The 23,371-nt window shown below is 73.5% G+C and carries 21 protein-coding genes; 6 read left to right on the top strand and 15 right to left on the bottom strand.

Features of this window, described 5'->3' with window-relative positions; all coding sequences use genetic code 11:
* Positions 1-9: 9 nt before the first annotated feature.
* The 3 genes from sigK to H8838_RS01385 all read left to right on the top strand — a co-directional run bounded on the left by sigK (position 10) and on the right by H8838_RS01385 (position 1,941).
* Positions 10-600 (top strand): ECF RNA polymerase sigma factor SigK, encoded by a 591-nt coding sequence (gene sigK, locus H8838_RS01395; RefSeq protein WP_181309874.1) that lies wholly within the window; start codon positions 10-12, stop codon positions 598-600.
* Positions 597-1,325 carry an anti-sigma factor gene (locus tag H8838_RS01390; protein WP_185995386.1) on the top strand — a complete coding sequence of 243 codons (729 nt, stop codon included), beginning with the start codon at positions 597-599 and terminating at the stop codon, positions 1,323-1,325. Before sigK ends, H8838_RS01390 begins: the two co-directional genes overlap by 4 nt.
* 70 nt (positions 1,326-1,395) lie before the next feature.
* The gene (locus tag H8838_RS01385; RefSeq protein WP_185995387.1) at positions 1,396-1,941 is read left to right on the top strand and encodes a protein-L-isoaspartate O-methyltransferase family protein; all 546 of its coding nucleotides are present in this window, start codon (positions 1,396-1,398) and stop codon (positions 1,939-1,941) included.
* On the opposite strand, the gene H8838_RS01380 is transcribed toward H8838_RS01385, so the two are convergent.
* Positions 1,917-2,744 carry an alpha/beta fold hydrolase gene (locus H8838_RS01380; protein ID WP_185995388.1) on the bottom strand — a complete coding sequence of 276 codons (828 nt, stop codon included), beginning with the start codon at positions 2,742-2,744 and terminating at the stop codon, positions 1,917-1,919. The genes H8838_RS01385 and H8838_RS01380 overlap by 25 nt on opposite strands.
* A gap of 175 nt (positions 2,745-2,919) precedes the next feature.
* Here H8838_RS01380 and H8838_RS01375 point away from each other — a divergent pair, with 175 nt between their 5' ends.
* Together H8838_RS01375 and H8838_RS01370 are read left to right on the top strand one after the other, a co-directional pair.
* On the top strand, positions 2,920-3,489 hold the full coding sequence (locus H8838_RS01375; RefSeq protein ID WP_185995389.1) for a sigma-70 family RNA polymerase sigma factor: 570 nt from the start codon (positions 2,920-2,922) through the stop codon (positions 3,487-3,489).
* Positions 3,486-3,791 (top strand): hypothetical protein, encoded by a 306-nt coding sequence (locus H8838_RS01370; RefSeq protein WP_181309879.1) that lies wholly within the window; start codon positions 3,486-3,488, stop codon positions 3,789-3,791. The genes H8838_RS01375 and H8838_RS01370 overlap by 4 nt, the downstream gene beginning before the upstream one ends.
* Positions 3,792-3,867: 76 nt before the next feature.
* Here the strand turns inward: H8838_RS01370 and H8838_RS01365 are convergent, their stop codons facing one another.
* From H8838_RS01365 to H8838_RS01305, 13 genes are read right to left on the bottom strand one after another with little or no spacing between them, the layout of a single operon-like run.
* Complete coding sequence (locus H8838_RS01365; protein WP_185995390.1) at positions 3,868-5,037, bottom strand: acyl-CoA dehydrogenase family protein; 1,170 nt, start codon at positions 5,035-5,037, stop codon at positions 3,868-3,870.
* A complete protein-coding gene (locus tag H8838_RS01360; protein ID WP_185995391.1) occupies positions 5,034-7,031 on the bottom strand; it encodes an ATP-binding protein in 1,998 nt (665 codons plus the stop codon). Before H8838_RS01360 ends, H8838_RS01365 begins: the two co-directional genes overlap by 4 nt.
* An 8-nt stretch (positions 7,032-7,039) precedes the next feature.
* Entirely contained in the window at positions 7,040-8,629 is a 1,590-nt protein-coding gene (locus H8838_RS01355; RefSeq protein WP_181309882.1) for an acyl-CoA carboxylase subunit beta, read from the bottom strand.
* Positions 8,626-9,804 carry an acyl-CoA dehydrogenase family protein gene (locus H8838_RS01350; protein WP_185995392.1) on the bottom strand — a complete coding sequence of 393 codons (1,179 nt, stop codon included), beginning with the start codon at positions 9,802-9,804 and terminating at the stop codon, positions 8,626-8,628. Before H8838_RS01350 ends, H8838_RS01355 begins: the two co-directional genes overlap by 4 nt.
* Positions 9,804-11,558: an acyclic terpene utilization AtuA family protein gene (locus tag H8838_RS01345; protein ID WP_185995393.1), complete on the bottom strand. Its 1,755-nt coding sequence runs from the start codon at positions 11,556-11,558 to the stop codon at positions 9,804-9,806. The genes H8838_RS01350 and H8838_RS01345 overlap by 1 nt, the downstream gene beginning before the upstream one ends.
* Complete coding sequence (locus H8838_RS01340) at positions 11,555-12,331, bottom strand: TIGR03084 family metal-binding protein (protein ID WP_185995394.1); 777 nt, start codon at positions 12,329-12,331, stop codon at positions 11,555-11,557. Before H8838_RS01340 ends, H8838_RS01345 begins: the two co-directional genes overlap by 4 nt.
* A gap of 3 nt (positions 12,332-12,334) precedes the next feature.
* Positions 12,335-12,976: a TetR/AcrR family transcriptional regulator gene (locus H8838_RS01335; RefSeq protein ID WP_185995395.1), complete on the bottom strand. Its 642-nt coding sequence runs from the start codon at positions 12,974-12,976 to the stop codon at positions 12,335-12,337.
* A 60-nt stretch (positions 12,977-13,036) separates the two neighbouring features.
* Positions 13,037-13,711, bottom strand: coding sequence for a response regulator transcription factor (locus H8838_RS01330; protein ID WP_181309887.1), 675 nt, complete (start codon positions 13,709-13,711; stop codon positions 13,037-13,039).
* Positions 13,708-16,257, bottom strand: coding sequence for an ATP-binding protein (locus tag H8838_RS01325; RefSeq protein ID WP_185995396.1), 2,550 nt, complete (start codon positions 16,255-16,257; stop codon positions 13,708-13,710). Before H8838_RS01325 ends, H8838_RS01330 begins: the two co-directional genes overlap by 4 nt.
* 4 nt (positions 16,258-16,261) lie before the next feature.
* Entirely contained in the window at positions 16,262-16,846 is a 585-nt protein-coding gene (gene kdpC, locus H8838_RS01320) for a potassium-transporting ATPase subunit KdpC (protein WP_185995397.1), read from the bottom strand.
* 1 nt (position 16,847) lies between these two features.
* Positions 16,848-18,944: a potassium-transporting ATPase subunit KdpB gene (gene kdpB, locus H8838_RS01315; protein WP_185995398.1), complete on the bottom strand. Its 2,097-nt coding sequence runs from the start codon at positions 18,942-18,944 to the stop codon at positions 16,848-16,850.
* The gene (gene kdpA / locus H8838_RS01310) at positions 18,941-20,599 is read right to left on the bottom strand and encodes a potassium-transporting ATPase subunit KdpA (protein WP_185995399.1); all 1,659 of its coding nucleotides are present in this window, start codon (positions 20,597-20,599) and stop codon (positions 18,941-18,943) included. Before kdpA ends, kdpB begins: the two co-directional genes overlap by 4 nt.
* Complete coding sequence (locus H8838_RS01305; protein ID WP_181309892.1) at positions 20,599-20,688, bottom strand: potassium-transporting ATPase subunit F; 90 nt, start codon at positions 20,686-20,688, stop codon at positions 20,599-20,601. The genes kdpA and H8838_RS01305 overlap by 1 nt, the downstream gene beginning before the upstream one ends.
* A gap of 170 nt (positions 20,689-20,858) precedes the next feature.
* Here H8838_RS01305 and H8838_RS01300 point away from each other — a divergent pair, with 170 nt between their 5' ends.
* On the top strand, positions 20,859-22,280 hold the full coding sequence (locus H8838_RS01300; RefSeq protein WP_224766317.1) for a M1 family metallopeptidase: 1,422 nt from the start codon (positions 20,859-20,861) through the stop codon (positions 22,278-22,280).
* 15 nt (positions 22,281-22,295) lie between these two features.
* Here the strand turns inward: H8838_RS01300 and H8838_RS01295 are convergent, their stop codons facing one another.
* Positions 22,296-23,348: an LLM class flavin-dependent oxidoreductase gene (locus H8838_RS01295; protein ID WP_224766316.1), complete on the bottom strand. Its 1,053-nt coding sequence runs from the start codon at positions 23,346-23,348 to the stop codon at positions 22,296-22,298.
* Positions 23,349-23,371: the final 23 nt, after the last annotated feature.

Genomic DNA, 23,371 nt, shown 5'->3' with positions numbered 1-23,371 from the left:
ATGGAACCCATGAGCCACCTCTCTCCCGTCCCCTCCGGTCCGCCGGGGGGGACGGGTGACGAGCTCGCGGCCCTGCTCCACCTGGCCGCACGCGGCGACGAGCAGGCCTTCGCCTCCGTCTACGACGCCACGGCGCCGCGGGTGCACGGGCTGGTCCTGCGCGTCCTGCGCGACCCCGCGCAGTCGGAGGAGGTGACCCAGGAGGTCTACCTGGAGGTGTGGCGGACCGCCTCGCGGTTCGACACCGCCCGGGGCTCCGCGCTCGCCTGGCTGATGACGATGGCCCACCGCCGGGCCGTCGACCGGGTCCGCGCCGCGGAGGCCGCCACCCGGCGGGACACCTCGTACCACGAGCAGAACCAGGACGTGGCGCACGACGCCACCTCCGACGCGGCGACGGCCGCCCTGGAGGCCCACCGGGTCCGCCAGGCGCTGGAGTCGCTCACAGACGTGCAGCGCGAGGCCGTCGGCCTCGCGTTCTTCGGTGGCTACACGCACACCGAGGTGGCCAAGCTGCTCGACCTCCCGGTCGGCACGGCCAAGACCCGCATCCGGGACGGACTGATCCGGCTGCGCGACCAGATGGGAGTGGCGTCATGAGCGACATCCACGCCCTCTCCGGTGCCTACGCGATCCACGCCGTCGACGAGCTCGAGCGGGCGCAGTTCGAACGGCACCTCGAGGGGTGCTCCGAGTGCCAGGCCGAGGTGGCCTCGTTCCGAGAGGCGACCGCGCTGCTCGCCGGCCTGGCCGCGCTCGACGCCGCCGCCACCCCTCCCCCCGACCTGCGCGACCTCGTCCTGGCCGACGCGCGGACCGTCCGCCCGCTCCCGCCGCGCACCGGCGTCGGCCGGCGTCGGGGCGACCCCCGGCGCCGCCGCTGGCTCCCGGCCGCGGTCGCCGCGGCCGTCGCGGTGGTCGGCGTGGGGGTCGGGGTCACGGTCTGGCCCGAGGCCGACGACGGCGGCGGCTCCTCCCGGGTGCTGACCGCCAGCGACCGGGTGCTCGCCGACACCGCCGCCGACCGGGTCGTGCTCGAGCTCGGCGACGCCAGGGCCACCCTGGTCCGCTCCCGCGAGCACGGGCGCGCGGTGCTGGTCACCGAGGCGATGCCGCCGGCCCCCGAGGGCAAGGTCTACGAGCTGTGGCTGCAGACCCCGGACGACGACATGGTGCCCGCCGGGCTGATGCCCCGGCGTACCGACCAGACGGTGCTGCTGGACGGGGACGCCTCGGACGCCACCGCCGTCGGGATCACCGTCGAGCCCGAGGGCGGGTCGAAGCGGCCCACCAGCGACCCGATCGCCCTGTTCGAGCTGGGCTGAGCTCGAGGACTGACTCCCCGACGACCCGGGACCGCTTGAAGACACCGGCGGTCCCGGGTGCAATGGGGTGATGGACGAGGTCGACCGGGCGTTCGCGGTGTGGCCGCGCGCGGGCTTCCTGCCCTCCGAGGTGCGGGACCGGGCGGCGTACGACGGCCCGCTCGAGATCGGGGCGGGCCAGACCAGCTCGCAGCCGCGCACCGTGGCGGACATGCTCCGCCTGCTCGACGTCCGTCCCGGGCAGCACGTGCTCGACGTGGGCAGCGGGTCCGGCTGGACCACCGCGCTGCTCGCGCACCTGGCCGGGCCGACCGGGCGGGTCCGGGGCGTGGAGGTGGTGGACGCGCTGGTCGGGCTCGGGCGCGGCCACCTCGACCGGACCGGTCAGCCGTGGGCGAGCATCGAGCCCGCCGTCCCCGGCGTGCTGGGACTGCCAGAGCACGCGCCGTACGACCGGATCCTGGTCTCCGCGATGGCCACGCAGCTCCCGGACGCGCTGCGCGCCCAGCTGGCCGACGACGGGGTGCTGGTCGTGCCGGTCGGCGGGGTGATGCTGCGGGTCACCCGCGACGAGGTGACCGAGCACGGCTACTACCGGTTCGTGCCCCTCGTCTGAGGGCTTTCCTCCAGCCAGCCTCGCAGCAGCTCCAGGAAGCGGTCCGGGTGCTCCACGGAGGGCAGGTGCGCCGCGTCCGGCCACTCGATGGTGCGGGCCCCGGGCACGCCGGAGGCGACCCGGGCCGCGGTGTCCGCGATGGCGTCGAGGTCCTGCGCCCCGACGAGCACGAGGGTGGGTGCCACGACCTCTCCCAGCCGGGTGAGCACCGGCGGGTCGAGCTCGCGCTCCTCGACCGGGCCCCACGACGAGGTGATCTCGAAGGCCAGACGCTGCATCGCGGCCACCTCAGCCCGCATCGCCGCCGGCGCGGTGCCCGCGGCACGGTGCGGTCCGTCGAGCCACCAGCGCACGTTCGCCTCGACGGCGGCGTCCAGGTCGTCGTCCGCGAGAGCCCCCTCCTCGGCGGCGAGGAAGTCGCGCAGCTGGTCGGTCGCCTCGGCGATCAGCGAGCCGCCGGGAGCGCTCAGGAGCAGGCTCTCGGCCAGCTCGGGCCGCGTCACCGCGGCCTCGACCGCGACCCCCGCGCCGAAGGAGGCGCCCACGAGGTGGCACCGCCCGATGCCCAGCGAGTCGAGGAGCTCGAGCAGGTCGTCGACGGGCGACAGCGGCCCGGTCGGCGGCTCGACCGACTCCCCGAAGCCGCGCAGGTCCAGCCGGACCACGTCGCGCTCGGTCACCAGCCCCGACCACGGTGCGTCCCACATGCGCCGGTCCGCCACGCCTGCGTGGACGAGCACCACGGGCACCCGGCCGCGGGGACCGCCTCGTTCGTAGGCGATTCCGGTCCGGGTGTGCGGCATGGTGCGCACCATATCGCCAGGTCAGGACGACCGGATCTGTAACTCGTCGTTGCACTCCGTGTGCTACTCGCCGGTCGGAGCGGTCTGGACCACCTGCGTCCTGCGGTCCCTGAAATGGGTGAACCGGAGCCCTCGGCCTCCTATTCGCCCGTCCGGTTCTCCAAGATGGGCGATCATGACGAGGAGCATCCCCACCCCCGGCTCGGCGGCCGACCTGTACGGACGGGTCGAGCTCGTGCTCCCCCGCGCCGCCGACGCCGACGCGAAGGCGCTGGTCCACCTCTACGACCTCACCGCGGGTCGGGTGCTCGGGTTGGTCTCCCGCGTGGTCGGTCCCGGCGAGGAGGCGCACGAGCTCACCGTCGACGTCTACGCGGCCGTGTGGGAGGGGGACGTCGAGGTGCCACCGGGCGCCGGGCTCCCCTGGCTGCTCCACCTCGCACACAGCACCGCGGTGGCCGCGAGCCGCGCTGCCGGTCCCCGTCGGGGTGGCGCTCGGGCCTTCCCCCCGGACCGGAGCTGGCTGGTCGGCCTCGCCGAGGACGAGCGGGAGGCGCTCTCGGAGGTCTACCTCGGCGGGCGTGGCGTGGAGGAGGCGGACCGCCGCCTCGGGTGGTCGGCCGGCACCGCCGTCCGGACCGTGCACCGCGCGATGCTGCACCTCGCCGAGCTGCACCGCGACCCGGCGCTCGCGGCGCCGTCCGTGCCGGCCGCGCGGACCGCCAGTACGGGGGTGGCGGTGTGACGCAGGTGAACCAGGCCCACGAGCGGTCCGTCGCCTACGCCCTGAACGGGCTCGAGGGGATCGACCTGCTCCGCTTCGAGGGCCACCTGATCGAGTGCACGGACTGCCGCGAGGACGTCGAGGACGTGCGTGACGCCGCCGAGCTGCTGTCGGCAGGCATCGAGCTCACGCCGACCTCCTCGCTCCGGACCCGGGTCCAGGAGCTCACCAGTCGTCCGGTCGAGACCGTGCCGGAACCCGCCCTCGCCCAGCCGGCGGCACCGCTGGCGCGGCGCCGCCGTTGGCTCTCACCGGGGGTGTGAGGAGGGAGGCTCACGCCGGGGATCCGTTGGTCCGGCCCCGGCGTGAGCCACCTCGCCCTGCGTTCCTGCTGCGGGCTCAGTACGACTTCGGCAGGCCCAGCGAGTGCATGGCCACGAAGTTGAGGATCATCTCCCGGCTGACCGGGGCGATCCGGCCCAGCCGCGCAGCGACCAGCATGTTGGCCAGCCCCAGCTCGGTGGTCAGGCCAGACCCCCCGTGGGTGTGCACCGCGACGTCGGTGGAGTTGCACGCCACCTCGCCGGCGGCGTACTTGGCCATGTTGGCGAACTCGCCCGCGCCCATGTCGTCGCCGGCGTCGTAGAGCGCCGCCGCCTTCTGCTGGAGCAGCTTGGACTGCTCGAGCTCGATCTTGACCTTGGCCAGCGGGTGCGCGATCCCCTGGTGCGAGCCGATCGGCTTGTCCTTCCAGACCGAGCGGGTCTTCGCGTACTCGACCGCCTTGTTCAGCGCGAACCGCGACATGCCGTTGGAGTAGGCCGCGCCCATGATCCGCTCCGGGTTGAGACCGGCGAAGAGCTGCAGCAGCCCGGCGTCCTCGTCCCCGACCAGCGCGTCGGCCGGCAGCCGGACGTCGTCGAAGAAGAGGGTGAACTGCTTCTCCGGGGCGTCGAAGGTCATGTCGATGACCTGCTTCTCCAGGCCGGCCGCGTCGGTGGGCACCACGAACAGGCACGGCTTGAGGTTGCCGGTCTTCGCGTCGGCGGCCCGCCCGACCACCAGGATCCCCTGCGCCTCGTCGACGCCGGAGATGTAGGTCTTCGACCCCTTGAGCACCCACTCGTCACCGTCGCGGGTGGCGGTGGTGGTGATGTTGTGGGAGTTGGAGCCCGCGTCGGCCTCGGTGATGGCGAACGCCATCGTGTAGGAGCCGTCGGCGATCCCGGGCAGCCAGCGCTGCTTCTGCTCCTCGGTGCCGAACCGGCCGATCACCGAGCCGCAGATCGCCTGGGAGACGACCATCATCAGCATCGGAGCGCCGGCCGCGGCCGCCTCCTCGAGCACCGCGGCGAGGTCGCCGATCCCGCCGCCGCCGCCGCCGTACTCCTCGGAGATGTTGACGCCGAGGAAGCCGTGCTTGCCCATGTCCTGCCAGAGCTCGGTGACCTTGCCGCCGGACTTGGCTTTCTCGGCGACGTACTCGTGGCCGTACTTGCTGGCCAGGGCGAAGACCGCCTTGCGCAGCTCGCCCCGCTCCTCGGACTCGGTGAACGCGTTGTCGCTCATGCCTCTTCCCCCTCCACGCCGTCCACGACGGCGAGCACGTCCCCGGCCCCGACCTGGGACCCGGCCTTCACGTTGATCTGGCTGACCACGCCGTCGGTCGGTGCGGTCACCGTGTGCTGCATCTTCATCGCCTCCATCACCAGGACGGTCTGCCCGGCGGTGACCTGGGCGCCCTCCTCGACGGCGACGCTGATCACGCTGCCCGGCATCGGCGCGAGCAGGGAGCCGGTGGCGACGACCTCGGAGGGGTCGACGAACCGCGGCACCCGGACCAGCCGGACGTAGCCGGCGGGCGAGTCGACGTGCACCACCGGGGCGGTCACCGACGCGCTCGCGTCGATCACCACGGCGTACGTCGTGGCGACGCCGTCGACCTCGAGCGTCACCGACGTCGACGACGCGGCGAGCACCGAGATCCCCTCGCCCGCGTAGCCGTCGCGACCGCCGTACCACTCCACCCGCACCGGCTTCTCCAACCCGGCGTGGGAGAGCTCGGTGACCTGGGGCGCGCTGAGCACGTTGCGCCAGGCGACCGGGATCCGGCGCTGCACGGTGCGGGCCTCGCGGTCCGCCTCGGCCAGCGCCACCGTCGCGGCGAACGCGGCGCGGCGCACCGCCTCCTCGTCGACGCCCCCGGCCCGGGAGCCAAGCTCCTGGACCTCGAAGAAGTCGGTGGAGACGTCACCCGCGGCGAAGACCGGGTGGCGCAGCACCTCGACCAGCAGGTCACGGTTGGTGGTCAGGCCGTGCACGGTGGCCCGGTCCAGCGCACCGGCGAGCCGGCGCAGCGCCTGGGCCCGGGTGGGCGCCCAGGCGATCACCTTGGCCAGCATGGCGTCGTAGTGGGTGCCGACCTCGGAGCCGGCGACGAAGCCGGTGTCCAGGCGCAGGCCGCTGGGCGCTCCCGGGACGAGGCCGAACTCGACGTCGACGCCCGGGATGCCGAAGGAGGCGAGCGCGCCCGACTGCGGCTGCCAGTCGGCCGCCGGGTCCTCGGCGTAGAGGCGCACCTCGACGGCGTGACCCCGCGGGCCGTCGGCCGGGGCCTCGACCGGGTGGCCCTCGGCCACCGCGATCTGCGCCTCGACCAGGTCGACCCCGAAGACCGCCTCGGTGACCGGGTGCTCGACCTGGAGCCGGGTGTTCATCTCCAGGAACCAGAACCGCGTCGGGTCGGAGGCGTCGACCAGGAACTCGACGGTGCCGGCGCCGACGTAGTCGATCGCAGCGGCGGCATTGCGGGCCGCCTCGTGCAGCGCGGCCCGGGTCTCCTCGCTCAGGCCGGGGGCCGGAGCCTCCTCGACCACCTTCTGGTGGCGCCGCTGGATGGAGCAGTCGCGCTCGCCGAAGACGGCGACGTTGCCGTGCCGGTCGCCGACGACCTGGACCTCGACGTGTCGGCCGTGCTCGACGTACGGCTCGACGAAGACGGTGCCGTCGCCGAACGCCGACGCCGCCTCGGCGGCCGCCTTCTCCACCTCGGCGGGCAGCGCCGCGAGGTCACGGACGATGCGCATGCCGCGGCCGCCGCCACCGGCGCTGGCCTTGACCAGCAGCGGCAGGTCGCCCTCGGTCGCGGTGGAGCCGAGGTCGGCGAGCACCGGCACGCCGGCGGCCTCCATCAGCTTCTTGGACTCGATCTTGGAGCCCATCGACTCGATCGAGGACGGGTCCGGGCCGATCCAGGCCAGGCCCGCGTCGAGGACCGCACGGGCGAACCCGGCGTTCTCCGAGAGGAACCCGTAGCCCGGGTGGACGGCGTCCGCGCCGGCCTTGCGGGCCGCCTCGAGCACGAGGTCGGCACGCAGGTAGGTCTCCGCCGGGGTGTTGCCCGGCAGCCGGACCGCGTGGTCGGCCTCGGCGACGAACGGCAGGCCGGCGTCGGCGTCGGAGTGGACCGCGACGGTCTCGATGCCGAGGCGACGCGCGGTGGCGAAGACCCGGCGGGCGATCTCGCCGCGGTTGGCGACGAGGATGCGGGTGATCGTGGTCATATCGGTGCTCACATCCTGAAGACGCCGAAGCGGTCGGTGCCCGCGACGGCCTGGGTGTCGATGACGGAGAGGCAGATGCCGAGGATGGTGCGGGTGTCGCGCGGGTCGATGACGCCGTCGTCGTAGAGCATCCCGGACAGCGCGTAAGGCAGGGACTGCTCCTCGATCATCGCCTCGACGAACTCGCGCATCCCCTTGTCGGCCTCCTCGTCGAAGGGCTTGCCCTTCGCCTCGGCGGCGGCGCGGGAGACGATCGAGAGGACGCCGGCCAGCTGGGCCGGCCCCATCACCGCGGACTTGGCGTTGGGCCAGGTGAAGAGGAAGCGCGGGTCGTAGGCACGCCCGTTCATCCCGTAGTTGCCGGCGCCGTACGAGGCACCGATCAGCACCGAGATGTGCGGCACCGTGGAGTTGGAGACCGCGTTGATCATCGCCGCGCCGTGCTTGATGATGCCGCCCTGCTCGTACTCCTTGCCGACCATGTAGCCGGTGGTGTTGTGCAGGAAGAGCAGCGGGGTGTTCTTCTGGTTGGCCAGCTGGATGAACTGGGTCGCCTTCTGCGCCTCCTCGGAGAAGAGCACGCCCTGGGCGTTGGCCAGGATCCCGATCGGCCGGCCGTGCAGCGAGGCCCAGCCGGTGACCAGCGAGGAGCCGTAGAGCGGCTTGAACTCGTCGAAGGCCACCTCGTTGGTCGCGCTCACGCCGTCGACCAGGCGCACGATCACGTCGCGCGGGTCGAAGGGCTCCTTGAGGTCGGTCGGGATCAGGTCGAGCAGGGTCTCCGGGTCGTGCTCCGGCTCGGCGTAGCCGACCGGCTCCGGGGTCGCCTTCTTCCAGTTGAGCCGGGCGATGATCCGCCGGCCGATCCGGATCGCGTCCCGCTCGTCCTCGGCCAGGTAGTCGGCCAGCCCGGAGGTCCGGGCGTGCATCTCCGCGCCGCCCAGCGACTCGTCGTCGGTCTCCTCGCCGGTGGCCATCTTGACCAGGGGCGGGCCGGCCAGGAAGACCTTGGCCTGCTCCTTGACCATCACGGTGTAGTCCGAGAGGCCGGGCACGTAGGCGCCGCCGGCGGTGGAGTTGCCGAAGACCAGGGCCACGGTGGGCTGCTTGCGGGCGCTCGCACGAGTCAGGTCCCGGAAGATCTTGCCGCCCGGGATGAAGATCTCCTTCTGGGTCGGCAGGTCCGCGCCGGCCGACTCGACCAGCGAGATCTGGGGCAGGCCGTTCTCCTCCGCGATCTGCGAGGCCCGGAAGGTCTTCTTCAGCGTCCAGGGGTTGGAGGCGCCCCCCTTCACGGTCGGGTCGTTGGCGGTGATCATGCACTCCACGCCCTCGACCACGCCGATCCCGGTGACCACCGAGGCGCCGACCGCGAAGTCGGACCCCCAGCCGGCCAGCGGGGAGAGCTCGAGGAAGGCCGAGCCCTCGTCGATCAGCAGCTCGATCCGCTCGCGGGGCAGCAGCTTGCCGCGCTCGTGGTGGCGGGCGACGTACTTCTCACCGCCGCCGGCGACGGCCTTGGCCTGCTCGGTCCCGAGGTCGTCGATCTTCGCGAGCAGGTGGGAGCGGCGCTCCTCCTCCGCGGTCCCGGCGCTCATCGCGTGTATCCCAACAGCTTGGCGGCAAGGTCGGTCAGCACCTCGGTCGCTCCTCCTCCGATTGGCAGGAGCCGGGAGTCGCGGTAGTGCCGCTCCACCTCGGTCCCGTGCATGTATCCCGTCCCGCCGTGCAGCTGGACGGCCTGGTCAGTCACGTACGTCGCGGTGTTGCAGGCGGTCTCCTTGGCCATGCAGGCCGCGGCGATGACCGCCTCGTTCGGTCCACCGGCAGCGACGTACTGCGCGGCGACCGCGTGCGTGTAGGCCTTGGCGGCCTCGACCTGACGGCGCATCTCCACAAGCTTGTGGCGCACCACCTGGCGCTTGATCAGCGGCTCCCCGAAGGTGCTGCGCTGGCGGCAGTAGTCGACCGTGAGCTCCAGCGAGCGCTCGGCGATCCCGTAGCCGTGGATGGCCAGGGCCATCCGCTCGACCACGAACTGCTCGGCGATGTACCAGAAGCCGGCGTTCTCGTCGCCGACCAGGTTGCCCACCGGCACCCGGACGTCGACGTAGCTGAGCTCGGCGGTGTCGGAGCTGTGCCAGCCCATCTTGGCCAGCTTGCGGTCGACGCTGAAGCCGGGGGTGTCGGTCGGGACGACGATCAGCGAGACGCCGCCCGCCCCGGGGCCGCCGGTGCGGACGGCGGTGGTGACGAAGTCGGCGCGGGTGCCGGAGGTGATGAAGGTCTTCGACCCGTTGATCACCCACTCCTCGCCGTCGCGGACCGCCGTGGTGGCGATGTTGCCCACGTCGGAGCCGCCGCCGGGCTCGGTGATGCCGAGCGAGCCGATCAGCTCGCCGGCCAGCGTGGGCCGAACCCAGCGGTCGACCAGCTCGGGGCTGCCGTGCGCGGCGATGTGCGGGCAGGCGATGCCGTTGGTGAACAGCGCCGACATCAGGCCGCTGGAGGCGCCCTGGGAGAACATCCCCTCCTGGAGGGCGACGGTGTCGAGCAGGTCGCCGCCGGAGCCGCCGACGGACTCGGGGAAGCTGACCCCGAGCAGCCCGGCCTGGCCGGCCTTGACGTGCAGCTCGCGCGGCAGCGCGCCGGCGTCCTCCCACTCCTGCAGGTGCGGGGCGATCTCGCGGCGGGTGAACTCCGCGGCCATCTGCCGCAGCGCCTCCCGCTCCTCGGGGGTCGACTGGGCCGCAGCCGCGTCGATGGTGGTCATCAGAGCAGGTCTCCTTGGATGTTGACGTGACGGGCGCGGACCCACTCGCCCAGCGCCTTGGCCTGGGGGTCGATCCGGGTGGAGGCAGCCACGCCGGCGCCGAGCAGCCCGTGGATCAGCACGTTGACCGCGCCGAGCTCGGGCAGGGCGAAGACCTCGACCTCGAGGTCGGCGGCCTCGGGCAGCAGCTCCTTGACCCGCGCGGGGGTGACGAACGAGGTGAGCCAGGCGACGCGCGCCTGGTAGGTCGCCTCGTCGGACGAGCCGTCGCGGGCGACCCAGAGGCCGAGGTTGGCGTTGCCGCCCTTGTCGCCGGAGCGGGCGTGCACGAAGGTGCCCAGCGGCACCTTGCGGGTCACGGTCTCCTCCGGCGCCTCGTCCGACCCGGTGCTGAGACCGGCCTGCGGCACGGCGGCCAGCTCGTCGGCGCTCAGGTACGTCGTCGGGTCGGGGACCACCTCGCGGGTGCCGTCGGCATGCACCACGGTGTGCTCGACGGCCGCGCGGTCGACGTACTCCGGGCGGTAGATCCCGTACGGCGTCGCCGGTCCGGGCGGGGCCATCAGGGTCAGCCCCGGGAAGGAGCCCAGCGCGACCTCGACCGCGGGGGCGGTGAAGCCCTTGCCGGCGACCTTGGGGTCGGCGTCCAGCGCCATCACCCGGAGCACGCAGGAGGCGAGCTCCTGGGAGTCCGGGTCCTCGACCGGCGGGGCGGAGCGGGACCAGGCGACGGTCGCCGGGGCCTTGTCGCCCCAGGCGCTGACCATCTGCTCCTTGACCCACTCCTCCTTGGCGTCGATCTCCAGGCCGGTCAGCAGGATCTCCATGCTGTTGCGCCAGCCGCCGAGCTCGTTGACGCAGACCTTGAGGGTGACCGGCGGCGCCTCGCCGCGCACCCCGGAGACGGCGACCCGGTCCGGGCCCTCCTGGGTGAGCTCGACGGTGTCGAGCAGCGTGGTGACGTCGGGGTTGAGGTACTTCGCCGACTGGATCTCGTAGACCAACTGGGCGGTGACCGTGTCGACGGTGACCGCGCCCCCGGTGCCCTCATGCTTGGTGACCACGAACGAGCCGTCCGCGGCGATCTCGGCGAGCGGGAAGCCGAGCGGCTTCGCCCGCAGCGCCGGGTCGATCGAGGTGAACCCGGAGAAGTTGCCGCCGGTGGCGTGCGTGCCGCACTCGATCACGTGGCCGGCGACCACGGCGCCGGCGAGCTCGTCGTACTGCTCGGGGGTCCACCCGTGGTGGAAGGCGGCAGGGCCGACGATCACCGAGGCGTCGGTGACCCGGCCGGTCACGACCACGTCGGCGCCGCCGCGCAGGGCGGCGACGATGCCGAAGCCGCCCAGGTAGGCGTTGGCGGTCAGCGCGTTCGGGAAGCCGAGCTCGGCCGCGCGGGGGCGCAGGTCGTCGCCCTCGACGTGGGCGATCCTCGCGTCGAGGCCCAGGCCGGTGGCCACCTCGCGGAGCTTGTCGGCCAGCCCGGCGGGGTTGAGCCCGCCGGCGTTGGCGACGATCTTGACGCCCTTCTCCAGGGCCAGGCCCAGGCAGTCCTCGGCCTGGCGGACGAAGGTGCGCGCGTAGCCCAGGCTCGGGTCGCGCATCGTGTCCTTGCCGAGGATCAGCATGGTCAGCTCGGCCAGGTAGTCGCCGGTCAGGTAGTCCAGCGGGCCCCCCTCGAGCATCTCCCGCATCGCCGAGAGCCGGTCGCCGTAGAAGCCGGAGCAGTTGCCGATCCGCACGACCCTGGTCATCGTGCCGCCCTGCCTTCCCCGGCGGGGCCGGCGAAGCACTGGGCGATGTCGAGCCACCGGTCGGCGTCGGCGCCGGTCGCGACCAGGGCGGTGTCGGCGCGGTGGACGCGCTGGGTGGCCAGCAGGCACAGGTCGTACGCCGGGCCGGTGACGGTCTGCGCGGCGTCCTCGGGCCCGTAGGTCCAGGTCTCGCCCGAGGGCGAGGTGAGCTCGATCCGGAACTCCTCGGCCGGCTTCTCCAGCCCGTTCTGGGCGAAGGAGTAGTTGCGGGTGCGCACGGCCAGGTGGGCGACGTGCCGGATCCGGTCGCTCTGCTCCGGCTCGGCGCCCAGCGCCTCGTGCACGTCGAGCGAGTGGGCCCAGGTCTCCATCAGCCGGGCGGTGGCCATCGAGGTCGGCGACATCGGCGGGCCGAACCAGGGCAGCTTCTGGCCCTCGGGGAAGTCGCGCAGGGTCTGCACCAGCGCGGCCCGGGCGGTGCGCCAGCGGGCGAGCAGGTCGGCGGGGTCGACGGCGCCGCCCTGGAGTGCCATCTCGTCGACGTACCCCTCGGGGTTGCCGATCGCGCCCATCACCTCGGCGTCCCACGCCTCCTTGTCGGTCGCCGCCTTGACGGCGACCTCGTCGGTCCAGGCGAGGTGGGCCACCTGGGTGGCCACGTCCCAGCCCTCGGCGGGGGTGGGGGTGCGCCACTGCTCGGGGGCGAGCGGGGCGACCAGCGCTTCGAGCCGGTCACCCTCCGCGGTGAGGTCGGCCAGGACGTCGTCCAGCAAGGGTCAGGCTCCTTCGGTGGTCTGCTCGTCGGTCGAGCTTGTCGAGACCAGCGCGGCGTCGAGGGTGACCGCCCACTGGTCGAGGATCCGCTCGCGACGACGGGTGTCGTCGGAGAACGTGTTGGCCAGGCCGAGGCCGCGCAGCAGGTCGAGGGTCGCCTGGACCAGCTCGCGGGTGCCCGGCGCGTTGCCGTCGACGCCGAGCGCGGCGGCGGTCAGGTGGTGGGTCTCGCGACCGACCCGCTGCTCCAGCGGCTGGACAGCGGCCAGCAGCTGCTCGTCGGTGCGGGCGGCGACCCACAGCTCGAGAGCGGCGACGAAGACCGGCGAGGTGAAGTGGTCGGCGAGCGTGCCGAGCACCGCCCGGGTGCCGTGCTCGCGACGCGGGTCGTCGCCCAGCACGGCGGCCAGCTCGGCGGCGCGCATGGCGGTGAGGTGCTCGACGGCCGCGACGACCAGGTCGTTCTTGGTCGGGAAGTGGTGCAGCTGCGCACCTCGGGAGACGCCGGCACGCTGGGAGACCAGCGTGGTCGACGTGCCCGAGAAGCCGCGCTCGACCAGGCACTCCACCGTCGCCTCCAGCAGGCGTGCCCGCATGGCGCGGGTGCGCTCCTCCTGCGGGACACGGGTCGGCTGGTCGGTCATGTGCTCAGCCTGCGGCACAACTAACAAACAGTCAAGCCTGACTTTTTATTGATCGGGCAATCAGGCGACGAAGCGGTAGCCCATCCCCGGCTCGGTGAGGAAGAGCCGCGGGTGGCCGGGGTCCCGCTCCAGCTTGCGGCGGATGCTGGACATGTGGACCCGCAGGTAGTTGGTCTGCCGGTCGAAGCGAGGACCCCAGACGGCGTGCAGCAGGTCGGTCTGACGCACCAGCCGCCCCCGCCGACGGACCAGGTGCTCGACGATCCGCCACTCGGTCGGGGTCAGCCGGATCTCCTCCCCGTCGCGCCGGGCGACGCAGTCGCTGACGTCCAGCGCCAGCCCGTCGACCTCGACCCGCAGCGCCGGAGACTCGGCCCCGGCGCGGCGGGTGGCGGCGCGCACCCGGGCCAGCAGCTCCTCGATGGAGAAGGGCTTGGTGACGTAGTCGTCCGCGCCGAGGTCGAGCGCCTCCACCTTGTCGTCGGACTCGGTGCGCGCGGAGACCACGATCACCGGCACCTCGGCCATCGCCCGGAGCCGGCCGAGCACGGTCACCCCGTCGAGGTCGGGCAGCCCGAGGTCGAGCAGCACCACGTCGGGCAGCTGCTCGTCGACCGCCTGCAGGGCCGAGCGGCCGTCGCCGACGACCTCCACCTCGTAGCCGCGGGCGCGCAGGTTGACGCCGAGCGTACGGCGGATCGCGGGGTCGTCGTCGACCACCAGGACACGGGTCACGCGAGCTCCTCCTCGAGAGTGGGGATCAGCGCGGGCAGCTCCAGCACGAAGGTCAGGCCGCCGCCCGGCGTCTCCTCGGCGCTCAGCGTGCCACCCATCGCCTCGGTCAGCCCCCGGGCCACGGCCAGCCCCAGCCCGACCCCGTCGTCGCGCGGCACGTCGCCGAACCGCTGGAAGGGGTCGAAGAGCCGGGCCTGGTCGCGCCCGCCGACGCCCGGACCGGTGTCGGCGATCCGGAGCAGCACCCGGTCGCCCGCGGCGCCGGTGAGTGCTCCGTCGACGCGGATCCGCGCGGTCGCGGGCGTGTGCTTGAGCGCGTTCTCGCCCAGGTTGGCCAGCACCCGGTCCAGCAGCCCCGGGTCGGCGAGCGCCACCAGCTGCTCGTCGACCGCGACCTCGATCCGTGCCGAGCCCGGAAGCGGCGCGACCGCGTCGTGCACGGCGTGGGCCAGCACCACCTCGGTGCTGCGGGGGTGGATCGAGCCGGTGTGCACGCGGCTCATGTCCAGCAGGTTGGTGACCAGCCCGATCAGCCGGTCGGTGGCCTCCTGGATCGTCTCCAGCAGCTCCCGCTCGTCCTCGGCCGACCACGCGACGTCGGGGCTGCACAGGCTGTCCACCGCGACCTTCACCGCGGACAGCGGGGAGCGCAGGTCGTGGGAGACCGCGGAGAGCAGGGCGGTCCGGGTCCGGTCCGCCTCGGTCAGCCGCAGCCGCTCCACCTCCGCCTCGGTGGCCCGGCGCCGCTCGGCCATCACCCCGGCGTACGCGGCGTAGGCGTTGAGCAGGCTGCGGCGGGCCGCCGGCAGGTCGGTCCCGGCGAGCGCGAGGGTGGTCCGGTCGTCGACCACCGCGGTCGCCTCGGCCGAAGCCAGGTCGGCGGGCGGGTCGCCCCAGGAGGCCAGCACCTCCTCGGGCCCGCCGTCGCCCGGCGCGCGGCGGACGAGGGCCGCGCCGGAGGCGCCCAGCACCTCCCCCGCCGAGGCGAGCAGCCCCGGCACGTCGTCGGAGGCGTTGAGCAGGTCGTGGGCCAGGGCGGTGAGCGCGTCGGCCTCCGCGCGGGCCCGCACCGCCTGCGCGGTCCGCCGGGCCGCCCCGTCGACCACCGTGGCGACCGCGATCCCCACGACCATGAAGAGCGCGAGCACCAGCACGTTCTCCGGTTCCGCCACGGTCAGCTCGTAGAGCGGTGGGGTGAAGAGCAGGTTGAGCAGCAGCCCGCTGACCAGGGCCGAGACCACCGCCGGGAGCAGGCCGCCGACCATGGCCGTGGCGACCACGACCACCATCAGCACCATCGCCTCGGTGGGCAGCGCCACCACGTCGGCGTACGGCCGCAGCCCCAGGCTGACCAGGACCGGGACGACGGCCCCGACCGCGAGGCCCAGCAGCCGGCGGCGCCGGCCGAGGTGGTCGGGCCGGCGCTCCCGCACGGCGCCCTGCCGGGCGTAGTCGTGGTTGACGATGTGCACGTCGATGTCGCCCGAGCCGGCCACCACCCGCTCCCCCACCCCGGGCCGCAGCAGCGTGGAGACCCGGCCGCGCCGGCTGGCGCCCAGGGTGATCTGGGTGGCGTTCTCGGCGCGGGCGAAGTCGAGGACGGCCTCGGCGGTGTCGTCGCCGGTCACCGTGTGGAAGGTGCCGCCCAACTCCTCGGCCTTGCGCCGCAGGCCCAGCAGCTCCTCGGAGGCCAGGCGGGTCAGCCCGTCGCTGCGGGAGACGTGCAGCGCCCGCCACTCCGCGCCCGAGGAACGCGAGGCGATCCGGGCGGCCCGGCGCATCAGCGTCGCCGACTCGGGCCCTCCGCTGACCGGGACCACGATCCGCTCCCGGGCCGCCCAGGTGGAGTCGATCCGGTGCTCGGCGCGGTAGCGGTCCAGCCCCTCGTCGACCCGGTCTGCGAGCCAGAGCAGCGCCAGCTCGCGCAGCGCGGTCAGGTTCCCCTCGCGGAAGTACTGCGAGAGGGCTGCGTCCACCTTCTCGGCGGAGTAGACGTTGCCGTGCGCCATCCGCCGGCGCAGCGCCTGCGGGCTCATGTCGGCCAGCTCGATCTGGTCGGCGGCGCGGACCACGTGGTCGGGCACGGTCTCGCGCTGCCGCACCCCGGTGATCGCCTCGGTCACGTCGTTGAGCGACTCCAGGTGCTGGATGTTGACGGTGGTGACCACCTCGATCCCGGCCGCCAGCAGCGTCTGCACGTCCTGCCAGCGCTTCTCGTGCCCGCTCCCGCTGCCGGGGACGTTGGTGTGGGCCAGCTCGTCGACCAGCGCGACCGCCGGCGCCCGGGCCAGCAGGGCGTCGAGGTCCATCTCCTCCTGGACCGTCCCGCGGTAGGCCACCGCGCACCGCGGCACCACCTCGAGACCGGTCAGCTGCTCGGCGGTCCGCGGCCGGCCGTGGGTCTCGACGTACCCGACGACCACGTCGGTGCCGCGGGCCAGCCGGCGGTGCCCCTCGTCGAGCATCGCGAAGGTCTTGCCCACCCCGGGGGCGGCCCCCAGGTAGACCCGCAGCCTGCCTCGCTCGCCTGGCGCACCCGGGGTCATGGCGTCAGTCTCCACCCTGCGCGGCTCGGTGCAGGGCCAGGTTGAGCTCGAGCACGTGGACGCCGGGCTCCCCGAGGAAGCCCAGGCCGCGCCCGTCGGTCGCCGCCTCGACCGCGGCCTCGACCTGCGTGAGGTCGAGGCCGCGCGCCCGGGCCACCCGCGACGCCTGCAGGGCGGCGTACGCCGGGGAGATGTGCGGGTCCAGGCCGGAGCCCGAGGCGGTCACCGCGTCGGCGGGTACGTCGGTGGGCGCGACGCCCTCGCGCTCGGCGACCTCGGCGCGGCGCTCGGCGACCAGCGCGACCAGGTCCGGGTTGCTCGGCCCCAGGTTGCTGGGCGCGGAGGCGAGGCTGTCGTAGTCGTTGGCCGAGGGCCGGGAGTGGAACCACTCGTCCCCCTCGAACTGCTGGCCGAGGAGCCGGGAGCCGACCACCCGGCCCTCGGAGGTGACCGGCTGGCCCTCGGCGCGGTCGCCGAGCACCTGGCCGGCCCCCCACACGGCGGCGGGGTAGAGCACGCCGAGCAGCGCGGTGAGCACCAGCAGGATCCGCAGCGCGGCGAGGGACTGGGAGAGGAGGTCGCGGGTCATGTCAGCCGATTCCTGGGATGGTCGAGACGAGCAGGTCGAGGAGCTTGATGCCGGCGAAGGGGACGAGCACGCCCCCGAGGCCGAAGACGAGCAGGTTGCGGCGCAGCACGCTGGTCGCCGAGGCCGCCCGGAACCGGACGCCGCGCAGGGCCAGCGGGATCAGCGCCACGATCACCAGGGCGTTGAAGACGACCGCGGAGAGGATCGCCGACTCCGGGGTCGCCAGCCCCATCACGTTGAGCCGGTCCAGCGACGGGTAGGCGGCGGCGAACATCGCCGGGATGATCGCGAAGTACTTCGCCACGTCGTTGGCCAGCGAGAACGTGGTGAGCGCCCCCCGGGTGACCAGCAGCTGCTTGCCGATCGCGACGACGTCGATCAGCTTGGTCGGGTCGGAGTCGAGGTCGACCATGTTGCCGGCCTCCTTGGCGGCCGCCGTCCCGCTGTTCATCGCCACGCCCACGTCGGCCGCGGCCAGTGCCGGGGCGTCGTTGGTGCCGTCGCCGGTCATCGCGACCAGCCGGCCGCCCGCCTGCTCGCGGCGGATGTAGGCGAGCTTGTCCTCCGGGGTGGCCTCGGCGAGGAAGTCGTCGACGCCCGCCTCCGCGGCGATCGCCTGCGCGGTCAGCGCGTTGTCGCCGGTGACCATCACGGTGCGGATGCCCATCGCCCGCAGCTGGGCGAACCGCTCGGACATCCCCTGCTTGACCACGTCCTTGAGGTGGGCCACACCGAGCACCCGCGCCCGCCCGTCGGGGGTACGCCGGGCGATCACCAGCGGGGTGCCGCCGCCCCGGGCGATCTCGTCGACGGCGTCGGTGACCTCGACCGGCAGGCCGGTGGGCAGCTGCGGGCCCAGCCAGGCGGCCACCGCCGAGCCCGCACCCTTGCGCAGCTCGGTGCCGTCGGCCAGGTCGACCCCGGACATCCGGGTCTGCGCGGTGAACTCGACGTACGTCGCCCCCACCGGCAGGTCGCGGTCGTCGGCGCCCTGGGCCAGCGCCAGCTCGACCAGCGAGCGGCCCTCCGGCGTCTGGTCGGCGAGGCTGGCGAGCCGGGCCGCGTCGCGCAGCTCACCGGGCTCCACGCCCGGCGCCGGCACCAGCCGGGAGGCCTGCCGGTTGCCGTAGGTGATGGTGCCGGTCTTGTCGAGCAGCAGCGTGGAGACGTCGCCGGCGGCCTCGACCGCCCGGCCGGACATCGCCAGCACGTTGACCCGGACCAGCCGGTCCATCCCGGCGATGCCGATCGCCGAGAGCAGTGCGCCGATCGTGGTCGGCACCAGGCAGACCAGCAGGGCGACCAGGACCACGACGTCCTGCTCGGCGCCGGCGTACGCGGCCATCGGGGCGAGCGTGGCGACGCTGACCAGGAAGACCAGGGTCAGGCTGGTGAGCAGGATCGAGAGCGCGATCTCGTTCGGGGTGCGCCGGCGTGAGGTGCCCTCGACCAGCGCGATCATCTTGTCCAGGAAGGTCTCCCCGGCGGCAGCGGTGATCCGGACGACGATCCGGTCCGAGAGCACCGTGGTGCCGCCGGTCACCGCGCTCCGGTCGCCGCCCGCCTCGCGGATCACCGGGGCGGACTCCCCGGTGATCGCGGACTCGTCGACGGAGGCGATCCCCTCGACCACGTCGCCGTCGCCGGGGACCACCTGGCCGGCCTCGACCACCACCCGGTCCCCCACCAGCAGCTGGGTGGCCGGTACGCCCGTCTCCCCGCCCTGGGCGTCGAGCAGCCGGGCCACGGTGTCGGTCCGGGTGGCTCGCAGCGACGCCGCCTGTGCCTTGCCGCGTCCCTCGGCGACCGCCTCGGCGAGGTTGCCGAAGAGCACGGTCAGCCACAGCCAGGCGGCGATCGAGACGGTGAAGACGGACGGGTCGAGCAGCGCCGCCCCGGTGGAGAGCGCCGACCCGAGCCAGACCACGAACATCACCGGCGAGCGCCAGAGGTGACGCGGGTCGAGCTTGCGGACCGCCTCGGGCAGCTGCTCCACCGCCTGCGCCGCGAGCAGCCGGGCGCCGGGCCTGGCGGGGACCCGGGCCTGCACCGGTGCGGCCGGGGCGGCGGGTGCGGGAGATCTGGTGGTGGTGCTCATGACAGGGCCTCCGCGATGGGTCCGAGGGAGAGGGCGGGGAAGTAGGTGAGGGCGCTGACCACGACGACGACACCGACGAGCAGGCCGGTGAAGAGCGGCTTGGCGGTGGGCAGGGTGCCGGCGGTGACCGGGACCCTCCCCTGCGCGGCCAGCGAGCCGGCGAGCAGCAGCACCAGGACGATCGGCACCAGCCGGCCGAGCAGCATGGCCAGGCCGAGGGTGACCTGGAAGAAGTCCGAGGTGACCGTGAGGCCGCCGAAGGCGCTGCCGTTGTTGTTGGCCGCCGAGGTGTAGGCGTAGAGCACCTCGCTGAAGCCGTGGACGCCAGGGTTGCCCATGGCGTCCGGGGTCGGGTCCAGGGCGATCGCCGTCCCGGTGCCGAGCAGCACCAGCACCGGGGTGGTCAGCACGTAGAGCGCCACGTAGGTCATCTGCCGCGAGCCGATCTTCTTGCCCAGCAGCTCGGGGGTGCGCCCGACCATCAGGCCGGCCACGAAGACCGCGAGGATCGCCAGCACGAGGATGCCGTAGAGGCCCGAGCCGACGCCGCCGGGCGAGACCTCGCCGAACATCATGTTCAGCAGGACCATCCCACCGCCGACGGGGGTCAGCGAGTCGTGGCTGGCGTTCACCGCCCCGGTCGAGGTGCCGGTGGTGGCGACCGCGAAGAGCGCCGAGGCCCACTCCCCGAACCGGGTCTCCTTGCCCTCCATCGCCGCACCGGCCGCCTGCGCCACCTGGGAACGAGCGCCCACCTCGGCGGCGACGACGACCGCCAGCGAGGCGGCCGCGAGCACCCCCATCGCGGCGAGCACGGCCAGGCCCTGGCGGCGGTTGCCCAGCATCGTGCCCAGGGTCCGGGTCAGGCAGACCGGGACCAGCAGGATCAGCAGGACCTGGAGCAGGTTCGTCCACCCGCTCGGGTTCTCCATCGGGTGCGCGGAGTTGGCGTTGAAGAAGCCGCCGCCGTTGGTGCCGAGCAGCTTGATCGACTCCTGGCTGGCCACCGGGCCGCCGGTCAGCACCTGCTGGTGCCCGGCCAGGGTCTGCATGCCGGTGTCGGTGAAGCTCTGCACCACGCCGCCGGCGACCAGCAGCAGGGCCGCGACGAAGGCGATCGGCAGCAGGATCCTCAGGGTGCCCCGGGTCAGGTCGACCCAGAAGTTGCCCAGCGTGCCGGTGCGGGTCCGGACGAAGCCGCGGATCAGCGCCACCGCCACCGCCATGCCGACCGCGGCGGAGAGGAAGTTCTGCACCGCCAGCCCCGCCATCTGCACGGTGAAGCCGAGCGTCGACTCCCCGGCGTACGACTGCCAGTTGGTGTTGGCGACGAAGGAGGCGGCGGTGTTGAACGACATCGCCCAGCCCACGCCGGGCAGGTCGCGGTCGAACGGCAGGTACGCCTGCGCCAGCTGCATCGCCATCAGCAGGGCGACGCCGACCAGGGAGAAGCCGACGACGCTGAGAGCGTAGGAGCGGGCGCTCTGCTCGGCGTCGGGGTCGACCCGGGCGAGCCGGTAGACGCCGCGCTCGACGCGCAGGTGGCGGACGCCGGTGTAGACCCGGGCCATGTGGTCACCGAGCGGGACGTAGGCCAGGGCGAGCAGTCCCAGGAGGACCGTGATCGAGAGGAGGCCGGAGACGGTGTCGCCCATCAGAACCGCTCCGGGAGGATCAGGGCCGCGAGCAGGTACGCCGCCAGGGCGACGACCGCCGCGACCAGCAGGCCGCTTTCAAGACTCATGTGGCTCAGCCAAGTGCCGGGCGGGCCTCCGGACGTCGAGATTGACGCGATCTTGACGCGCCTTGACGCACTCTTGTCGCCCGCTCTCGCGGCCCTGTCGCCCGGCCGGGCGGAGGGCTACCGTCGAGTCCTCGGGCGCCGTGGGCCGGCGTCGGGTGAGGAGGCTGGAGATGTCCGTCCGTCACAGGCGCACGATCGTGGGCGCGGTGCTCGCTGCCCTGCTCGCTTCCGGAGCCTCCGCCGCCCCCGCCGCGACGCCCGGGGTCGGGGCACCCGGGGCGGGCGACCCGTACTTCCCGCTCGCCGGGAACCGGGGCTACGACGTGCAGCACTACGACCTGACCCTCGACTACACCCCGCCCCGGGCGGGGGCCGACCGGCTGACGGGCCGGCTCGACGCGGTCGCGAAGATCCGGATGGTCCCGACCAGGCGTCTGACCCGGTTCAACCTCGACCTGCGCGGGCTGCGGGCCAGGTCGGTGCGGGTCGACGGCCGCCCCGCGCGGTTCCGGCAGGTCGGCGACCACGAGCTGGTGATCACCCCCATCGCCTCGATGCGTCCGTGGAAGTGGCACACGGTGGTCGTGCGGTACGGCGGCGCCACCGGCCGCCCGAAGGACGTCGAGGGGGCGCTCTACGGGTGGGTCACCACCCGGGACGGGGCGATCGTGGTCAACGAGCCCGACGGCGCGCCCACCTGGTTCCCGGTCAACGACACCCCGAAGGACAAGGCCACCTACCGGTTCGAGGTGACGGTGCCGCAGGGGCTGTCCGTGGCCGCCAACGGGCTGCTGAAGAGCCGGCGTACCCACCACGGGCGCACCACCTGGGTCTGGGACGCCCCCGACCAGATGGCCTCCTATCTCGCGACCGCCACCATCGGGGACTTCCGGATGCGTCGCTCCACCGTCGCCGGTGACCTGCCGGTGATCGACTTCCTCGACCGGGACCTGCCCGCCGAGGACCGGAGCCGGAGCCGGGCGACCCTGGCCCTGACCGGGGAGATGGTGACCTTCTTCGAGGAGCGGTTCGGCCCCTACCCGTTCGTCGCCTACGGCTCGACCGTCGACGACGACTCGGTCGGCTACGCCCTGGAGACCCAGACCCGGTCGGTCTTCAGCAAGGTGGCGAGCGAGTCCACGGCCGCGCACGAGCTGGCCCACCAGTGGATGGGCAACCGGGTGGGTCCGCGCCGCTGGTCCGACATCTGGCTCAACGAGGGCTGGGCGGAGTACTCCTCGTGGTTGTGGACCGAGTCCCGCGGCGGCACCACCAGCCAGGAGGCGTTCGACGAGGTGCTCGCCATCCCGGCCGACGACGACTTCTGGACCACCGTGGTCTCCGACCCGGGTCGCGACGACCTGTTCGCCGACGCCGTCTACGAACGCGGCGCCGCCACCCTGCACGCGCTGCGCCACCGCCTCGGCGACGCCCAGTTCTTCCAGCTAGCGAAGTCCTGGATCGGCGCCTACGGCGGCCAGGCGGTCACGACGGAACAGTTCCGCCGGCTAGCGGAGGCGGTCAGCGGCCAGGACCTCGACGCGTTCTTCGACACCTGGCTGGACGCCCCGGTCAAGCCTGCCTCCCGCTGAGCGGCCGGCGAGCGGTCAGGAGGCGAGCAGGCGCAGCGTCTCCTCGCGGGCCGGGGTGGAGTCGGCGGGCGTGCCGACGTACGAGCCGGCGACCGGGTGCACCATCACCTCGTCGACGCCGAACTGGGCGGCCAGGTCGGCGATCCGGGTGCCGGCGGTGGCGGCGTCGCCGATCACCCAGCGGTTCATCATGCCGTCAGCGATCCGCTGCTGGCCGGCGTCGAGCTCGACCTTCTCGGCCTCCTCGACCAGCGCCTGCGGGGTGAGCGTCCCGCCGGTGACGATCGCGAGCATCTGCAGCACCTGCGGCCGGACCAGCCGACGCGCCTCCTCCTCGGTCTGCGCGACGCAGGCGTTGACGGTGAGGAAGGTGCGCGGCTCGGGGAAGCGCTCCGAGGGTCGGTACGTCGAGCGGTAGAGCTCGAGCGCCTCGGCGGTGCCCTGCCCGGAGAAGTGGTGGGCGAAGACGTAGGGCAGCCCGCGGGAGGCGGCCAGCCGGGCGGAGTAGTCGGAGGAGCCGAGCAGCCAGACCGGCGCGGTCGAGGCCGCCTTGGGCGTGGCCTTGAGCGGGTGCTCGCGCCCCTGGAACGCCATCGCGGCGCCCTCGGGCGACATCAGCACGCCGATGTCGTCGACGTATCGGGGGAACTCCGCGACCGGGTCCTCGCCGCCGGCGCCCTGGCGCAGCGCGTACCGGGTGAGCTGGTCGGTGCCCGGGGCGCGGCCGATGCCGAGGTCGATCCGGTCGGGGTACGCCGCCTCCAGCAGCGCGAACTGCTCCGCGACCACCAGCGGCGAGTGGTTGGGCAGCATCACGCCGCCGCTCCCCACCCGGATCCGCGAGGTCGCGCCCGCGACCATCGCGATCAGCAGCGGCGGGTTGGTCGCCGCGACCGCCGGCATGTTGTGGTGCTCGGCCAGCCAGTACCGCGTGTAGCCCAGGTCGTCGGCCACCCGCGCCAGGGCGAGGGTCGCGTTGACCGCGTCGCCGGTGGTCTGGTCGGAGCGCACCGGCACCAGGTCGAGGACGGACAGGGCGGGCAGGGCGTGCTGAGCGGGAGAAGTCACACCGGGCCAACCCCGTAGGCCCG

It is taken from the genome of Nocardioides campestrisoli, assembly GCF_013624435.2.
In the GTDB taxonomy this organism is placed as follows: domain Bacteria; phylum Actinomycetota; class Actinomycetes; order Propionibacteriales; family Nocardioidaceae; genus Nocardioides; species Nocardioides campestrisoli.
Note: the sequence above shows the minus strand (reverse complement) of the source record. Positions and strands in the feature narration are given on the sequence as shown.

What these genes read in the sequence shown, in the direction of transcription:
- sigK (WP_181309874.1), top strand. Translation starts at nt 10, where the DNA reads ATGAGCCACCTCTCTCCCGTCCCCTCCGGTCCGCCGGGGGGGACGGGT.
- H8838_RS01390 (WP_185995386.1), top strand. Translation starts at nt 597, where the DNA reads ATGAGCGACATCCACGCCCTCTCCGGTGCCTACGCGATCCACGCCGTC.
- H8838_RS01305 (WP_181309892.1), bottom strand. Translation starts at nt 20,688, where the DNA reads ATGAGTCTTGAAAGCGGCCTGCTGGTCGCGGCGGTCGTCGCCCTGGCG.
- kdpA (WP_185995399.1), bottom strand. Translation starts at nt 20,599, where the DNA reads ATGGGCGACACCGTCTCCGGCCTCCTCTCGATCACGGTCCTCCTGGGA.
- H8838_RS01345 (WP_185995393.1), bottom strand. Translation starts at nt 11,558, where the DNA reads ATGACCAGGGTCGTGCGGATCGGCAACTGCTCCGGCTTCTACGGCGAC.
- H8838_RS01365 (WP_185995390.1), bottom strand. Translation starts at nt 5,037, where the DNA reads ATGAGCGACAACGCGTTCACCGAGTCCGAGGAGCGGGGCGAGCTGCGC.
- H8838_RS01335 (WP_185995395.1), bottom strand. Translation starts at nt 12,976, where the DNA reads ATGACCGACCAGCCGACCCGTGTCCCGCAGGAGGAGCGCACCCGCGCC.
- H8838_RS01355 (WP_181309882.1), bottom strand. Translation starts at nt 8,629, where the DNA reads ATGAGCGCCGGGACCGCGGAGGAGGAGCGCCGCTCCCACCTGCTCGCG.
- H8838_RS01380 (WP_185995388.1), bottom strand. Translation starts at nt 2,744, where the DNA reads ATGCCGCACACCCGGACCGGAATCGCCTACGAACGAGGCGGTCCCCGC.
- H8838_RS01360 (WP_185995391.1), bottom strand. Translation starts at nt 7,031, where the DNA reads ATGACCACGATCACCCGCATCCTCGTCGCCAACCGCGGCGAGATCGCC.
- H8838_RS01375 (WP_185995389.1), top strand. Translation starts at nt 2,920, where the DNA reads ATGACGAGGAGCATCCCCACCCCCGGCTCGGCGGCCGACCTGTACGGA.
- H8838_RS01325 (WP_185995396.1), bottom strand. Translation starts at nt 16,257, where the DNA reads ATGACCCCGGGTGCGCCAGGCGAGCGAGGCAGGCTGCGGGTCTACCTG.
- H8838_RS01300 (WP_224766317.1), top strand. Translation starts at nt 20,859, where the DNA reads ATGTCCGTCCGTCACAGGCGCACGATCGTGGGCGCGGTGCTCGCTGCC.
- H8838_RS01385 (WP_185995387.1), top strand. Translation starts at nt 1,396, where the DNA reads ATGGACGAGGTCGACCGGGCGTTCGCGGTGTGGCCGCGCGCGGGCTTC.
- kdpB (WP_185995398.1), bottom strand. Translation starts at nt 18,944, where the DNA reads ATGAGCACCACCACCAGATCTCCCGCACCCGCCGCCCCGGCCGCACCG.
- kdpC (WP_185995397.1), bottom strand. Translation starts at nt 16,846, where the DNA reads ATGACCCGCGACCTCCTCTCCCAGTCCCTCGCCGCGCTGCGGATCCTG.
- H8838_RS01350 (WP_185995392.1), bottom strand. Translation starts at nt 9,804, where the DNA reads ATGACCACCATCGACGCGGCTGCGGCCCAGTCGACCCCCGAGGAGCGG.